Here is a 5,340-nt window from a genome sequence, read left to right on the forward strand (position 1 = left end):
AAATCTTCGAAAACTTCTGAAAATAATCACTTGACAGCAAATGAGGCTGCTGTAGAATGCGCGCCTCGGTTGAGACGAAAGATCTTAACCAACCGCTCTTTAACAACTGAATCAAGCAATTCGTGTGGGTGCTTGTGGAGTCAGACTGATAGTCAACAAGATTATCAGCATCACAAGTTACTCCGCGAGAAATCAAAGATGTAACCAACGATTGCTGAGCCAAGTTTAGGGTTTCTTAAAAACCCAAAGATGTTTGAACTGAAGAGTTTGATCATGGCTCAGATTGAACGCTGGCGGCAGGCCTAACACATGCAAGTCGAGCGGATGAAAGGAGCTTGCTCCTGGATTCAGCGGCGGACGGGTGAGTAATGCCTAGGAATCTGCCTGGTAGTGGGGGACAACGTTTCGAAAGGAACGCTAATACCGCATACGTCCTACGGGAGAAAGCAGGGGACCTTCGGGCCTTGCGCTATCAGATGAGCCTAGGTCGGATTAGCTAGTTGGTGAGGTAATGGCTCACCAAGGCGACGATCCGTAACTGGTCTGAGAGGATGATCAGTCACACTGGAACTGAGACACGGTCCAGACTCCTACGGGAGGCAGCAGTGGGGAATATTGGACAATGGGCGAAAGCCTGATCCAGCCATGCCGCGTGTGTGAAGAAGGTCTTCGGATTGTAAAGCACTTTAAGTTGGGAGGAAGGGTTGTAGATTAATACTCTGCAATTTTGACGTTACCGACAGAATAAGCACCGGCTAACTCTGTGCCAGCAGCCGCGGTAATACAGAGGGTGCAAGCGTTAATCGGAATTACTGGGCGTAAAGCGCGCGTAGGTGGTTCGTTAAGTTGGATGTGAAATCCCCGGGCTCAACCTGGGAACTGCATCCAAAACTGGCGAGCTAGAGTATGGTAGAGGGTGGTGGAATTTCCTGTGTAGCGGTGAAATGCGTAGATATAGGAAGGAACACCAGTGGCGAAGGCGACCACCTGGACTGATACTGACACTGAGGTGCGAAAGCGTGGGGAGCAAACAGGATTAGATACCCTGGTAGTCCACGCCGTAAACGATGTCAACTAGCCGTTGGGAGCCTTGAGCTCTTAGTGGCGCAGCTAACGCATTAAGTTGACCGCCTGGGGAGTACGGCCGCAAGGTTAAAACTCAAATGAATTGACGGGGGCCCGCACAAGCGGTGGAGCATGTGGTTTAATTCGAAGCAACGCGAAGAACCTTACCAGGCCTTGACATCCAATGAACTTTCCAGAGATGGATTGGTGCCTTCGGGAACATTGAGACAGGTGCTGCATGGCTGTCGTCAGCTCGTGTCGTGAGATGTTGGGTTAAGTCCCGTAACGAGCGCAACCCTTGTCCTTAGTTACCAGCACGTTATGGTGGGCACTCTAAGGAGACTGCCGGTGACAAACCGGAGGAAGGTGGGGATGACGTCAAGTCATCATGGCCCTTACGGCCTGGGCTACACACGTGCTACAATGGTCGGTACAAAGGGTTGCCAAGCCGCGAGGTGGAGCTAATCCCATAAAACCGATCGTAGTCCGGATCGCAGTCTGCAACTCGACTGCGTGAAGTCGGAATCGCTAGTAATCGCGAATCAGAATGTCGCGGTGAATACGTTCCCGGGCCTTGTACACACCGCCCGTCACACCATGGGAGTGGGTTGCACCAGAAGTAGCTAGTCTAACCTTCGGGAGGACGGTTACCACGGTGTGATTCATGACTGGGGTGAAGTCGTAACAAGGTAGCCGTAGGGGAACCTGCGGCTGGATCACCTCCTTAATCGACGACATCAGCTGCTCCATAAGTTCCCACACGAATTGCTTGATTCATTGAAGAAGACGAAAGAAGCAGCCCGAAATTGGGTCTGTAGCTCAGTTGGTTAGAGCGCACCCCTGATAAGGGTGAGGTCGGCAGTTCGAATCTGCCCAGACCCACCAATTTTGTGTGGGAAACGCCTGTAGAAATACGGGGCCATAGCTCAGCTGGGAGAGCGCCTGCCTTGCACGCAGGAGGTCAGCGGTTCGATCCCGCTTGGCTCCACCACTACTGCTTCTGAAGTAAGAGCTTAGAAATGAGCATTCCATCGAGTGATGGTGAATGTTGATTTCTAGTCTTTGACTAGTTCGTTCTTTAAAAATTTGGGTATGTGATAGAAAGATAGACTGAGATCCACTTTCACTGGTGGTGATCAGGCTAAGGTAAAATTTGTGAGTTCTCTTAGTTGAGAAATTCGAATTTTCGGCGAATGTCGTCTTCACAGTATAACCAGATTGCTTGGGGTTATATGGTCAAGTGAAGAAGCGCATACGGTGGATGCCTTGGCAGTCAGAGGCGATGAAAGACGTGGTAGCCTGCGAAAAGCTTCGGGGAGTCGGCAAACAGACTTTGATCCGGAGATGTCTGAATGGGGGAACCCAGCCATCACAAGATGGTTATCTTGCACTGAATACATAGGTGCAAGAGGCGAACCAGGGGAACTGAAACATCTAAGTACCCTGAGGAAAAGAAATCAACCGAGATTCCCTTAGTAGTGGCGAGCGAACGGGGACTAGCCCTTAAGTGGCTTTGAGATTAGCGGAACGCTCTGGAAAGTGCGGCCATAGTGGGTGATAGCCCTGTACGCGAAAATCTCTTGGTCATGAAATCGAGTAGGACGGAGCACGAGAAACTTTGTCTGAATATGGGGGGACCATCCTCCAAGGCTAAATACTACTGACTGACCGATAGTGAACTAGTACCGTGAGGGAAAGGCGAAAAGAACCCCGGAGAGGGGAGTGAAATAGATCCTGAAACCGTATGCGTACAAGCAGTGGGAGCAGACTTTGTTCTGTGACTGCGTACCTTTTGTATAATGGGTCAGCGACTTATTTTCAGTGGCGAGCTTAACCGAATAGGGGAGGCGTAGCGAAAGCGAGTCTTAATAGGGCGTCTAGTCGCTGGGAATAGACCCGAAACCGGGCGATCTATCCATGGGCAGGTTGAAGGTTAGGTAACACTGACTGGAGGACCGAACCGACTACCGTTGAAAAGTTAGCGGATGACCTGTGGATCGGAGTGAAAGGCTAATCAAGCTCGGAGATAGCTGGTTCTCCTCGAAAGCTATTTAGGTAGCGCCTCATGTATCACTGTAGGGGGTAGAGCACTGTTTCGGCTAGGGGGTCATCCCGACTTACCAAACCGATGCAAACTCCGAATACCTACAAGTGCCGAGCATGGGAGACACACGGCGGGTGCTAACGTCCGTCGTGAAAAGGGAAACAACCCAGACCGTCAGCTAAGGTCCCAAAGTTATGGTTAAGTGGGAAACGATGTGGGAAGGCTTAGACAGCTAGGAGGTTGGCTTAGAAGCAGCCACCCTTTAAAGAAAGCGTAATAGCTCACTAGTCGAGTCGGCCTGCGCGGAAGATGTAACGGGGCTCAAACCATACACCGAAGCTACGGGTATCACGCAAGTGATGCGGTAGAGGAGCGTTCTGTAAGCCTGTGAAGGTGAGTTGAGAAGCTTGCTGGAGGTATCAGAAGTGCGAATGCTGACATGAGTAACGACAATGGGTGTGAAAAACACCCACGCCGAAAGACCAAGGTTTCCTGCGCAACGTTAATCGACGCAGGGTTAGTCGGTCCCTAAGGCGAGGCTGAAAAGCGTAGTCGATGGAAAACAGGTTAATATTCCTGTACTTCTGGTTATTGCGATGGAGGGACGGAGAAGGCTAGGCCAGCTTGGCGTTGGTTGTCCAAGTTTAAGGTGGTAGGCTGAGATCTTAGGTAAATCCGGGATCTTAAGGCCGAGAGCTGATGACGAGTTGCCTTTAGGCGACGAAGTGGTTGATGCCATGCTTCCAAGAAAAGCTTCTAAGCTTCAGATAACCAGGAACCGTACCCCAAACCGACACAGGTGGTTGGGTAGAGAATACCAAGGCGCTTGAGAGAACTCGGGTGAAGGAACTAGGCAAAATGGCACCGTAACTTCGGGAGAAGGTGCGCCGGTGAGGGTGAAGGACTTGCTCCGTAAGCCCATGCCGGTCGAAGATACCAGGCCGCTGCGACTGTTTATTAAAAACACAGCACTCTGCAAACACGAAAGTGGACGTATAGGGTGTGACGCCTGCCCGGTGCCGGAAGGTTAATTGATGGGGTTAGCTAACGCGAAGCTCTTGATCGAAGCCCCGGTAAACGGCGGCCGTAACTATAACGGTCCTAAGGTAGCGAAATTCCTTGTCGGGTAAGTTCCGACCTGCACGAATGGCGTAACGATGGCGGCGCTGTCTCCACCCGAGACTCAGTGAAATTGAAATCGCTGTGAAGATGCAGTGTATCCGCGGCTAGACGGAAAGACCCCGTGAACCTTTACTATAGCTTTGCACTGGACTTTGAATTTGCTTGTGTAGGATAGGTGGGAGGCTTTGAAGCGTGGACGCCAGTTCGCGTGGAGCCATCCTTGAAATACCACCCTGGCAACTTTGAGGTTCTAACTCAGGTCCGTTATCCGGATCGAGGACAGTGTATGGTGGGTAGTTTGACTGGGGCGGTCTCCTCCTAAAGAGTAACGGAGGAGTACGAAGGTGCGCTCAGACCGGTCGGAAATCGGTCGTAGAGTATAAAGGCAAAAGCGCGCTTGACTGCGAGACAGACACGTCGAGCAGGTACGAAAGTAGGTCTTAGTGATCCGGTGGTTCTGTATGGAAGGGCCATCGCTCAACGGATAAAAGGTACTCCGGGGATAACAGGCTGATACCGCCCAAGAGTTCATATCGACGGCGGTGTTTGGCACCTCGATGTCGGCTCATCACATCCTGGGGCTGAAGCCGGTCCCAAGGGTATGGCTGTTCGCCATTTAAAGTGGTACGCGAGCTGGGTTTAGAACGTCGTGAGACAGTTCGGTCCCTATCTGCCGTGGACGTTTGAGATTTGAGAGGGGCTGCTCCTAGTACGAGAGGACCGGAGTGGACGAACCTCTGGTGTTCCGGTTGTCACGCCAGTGGCATTGCCGGGTAGCTATGTTCGGAAAAGATAACCGCTGAAAGCATCTAAGCGGGAAACTTGCCTCAAGATGAGATCTCACTGGAACCTTGAGTTCCCTGAAGGGCCGTCGAAGACTACGACGTTGATAGGTTGGGTGTGTAAGCGCTGTGAGGCGTTGAGCTAACCAATACTAATTGCCCGTGAGGCTTGACCATATAACACCCAAGCAATTTGCGAACTCGAAAGAGGCCAGATTGCGGTGTGTGAAGACGCAATGAACCGAAAGTTCGACGCTCACAAAACACCGAAAACTATCCCATACCCAATTTGCTGAAGCGAGGCCATCCGGTCACGAGTCAGTACCC

At 51.5% G+C, this 5,340-nt stretch carries 2 tRNA genes and 2 rRNA genes; all 4 read left to right on the forward strand.

Annotated features, from left to right (window positions below):
- The first annotated feature begins 255 nt into the window (after positions 1–255).
- The 4 genes from M5B44_RS28685 to M5B44_RS28700 all read left to right on the forward strand — a co-directional run bounded on the left by M5B44_RS28685 (position 256) and on the right by M5B44_RS28700 (position 5,190).
- Positions 256–1,792 (forward strand): 16S ribosomal RNA (locus M5B44_RS28685).
- An 81-nt stretch (positions 1,793–1,873) separates the two neighbouring features.
- A tRNA-Ile gene (locus M5B44_RS28690) sits at positions 1,874–1,950 on the forward strand.
- 30 nt (positions 1,951–1,980) lie between these two features.
- Positions 1,981–2,056, forward strand: a tRNA-Ala gene (locus M5B44_RS28695).
- 243 nt (positions 2,057–2,299) lie between these two features.
- Positions 2,300–5,190 (forward strand): 23S ribosomal RNA (locus M5B44_RS28700).
- Together the 16S and 23S rRNA genes with 2 tRNA genes alongside form the textbook arrangement of a ribosomal RNA operon.
- Positions 5,191–5,340: the final 150 nt, after the last annotated feature.

The sequence above is a fragment of the Pseudomonas sp. MWU12-2029 genome (genome assembly GCF_023242425.1).
Taxonomy (GTDB): domain Bacteria; phylum Pseudomonadota; class Gammaproteobacteria; order Pseudomonadales; family Pseudomonadaceae; genus Aquipseudomonas; species Aquipseudomonas kribbensis.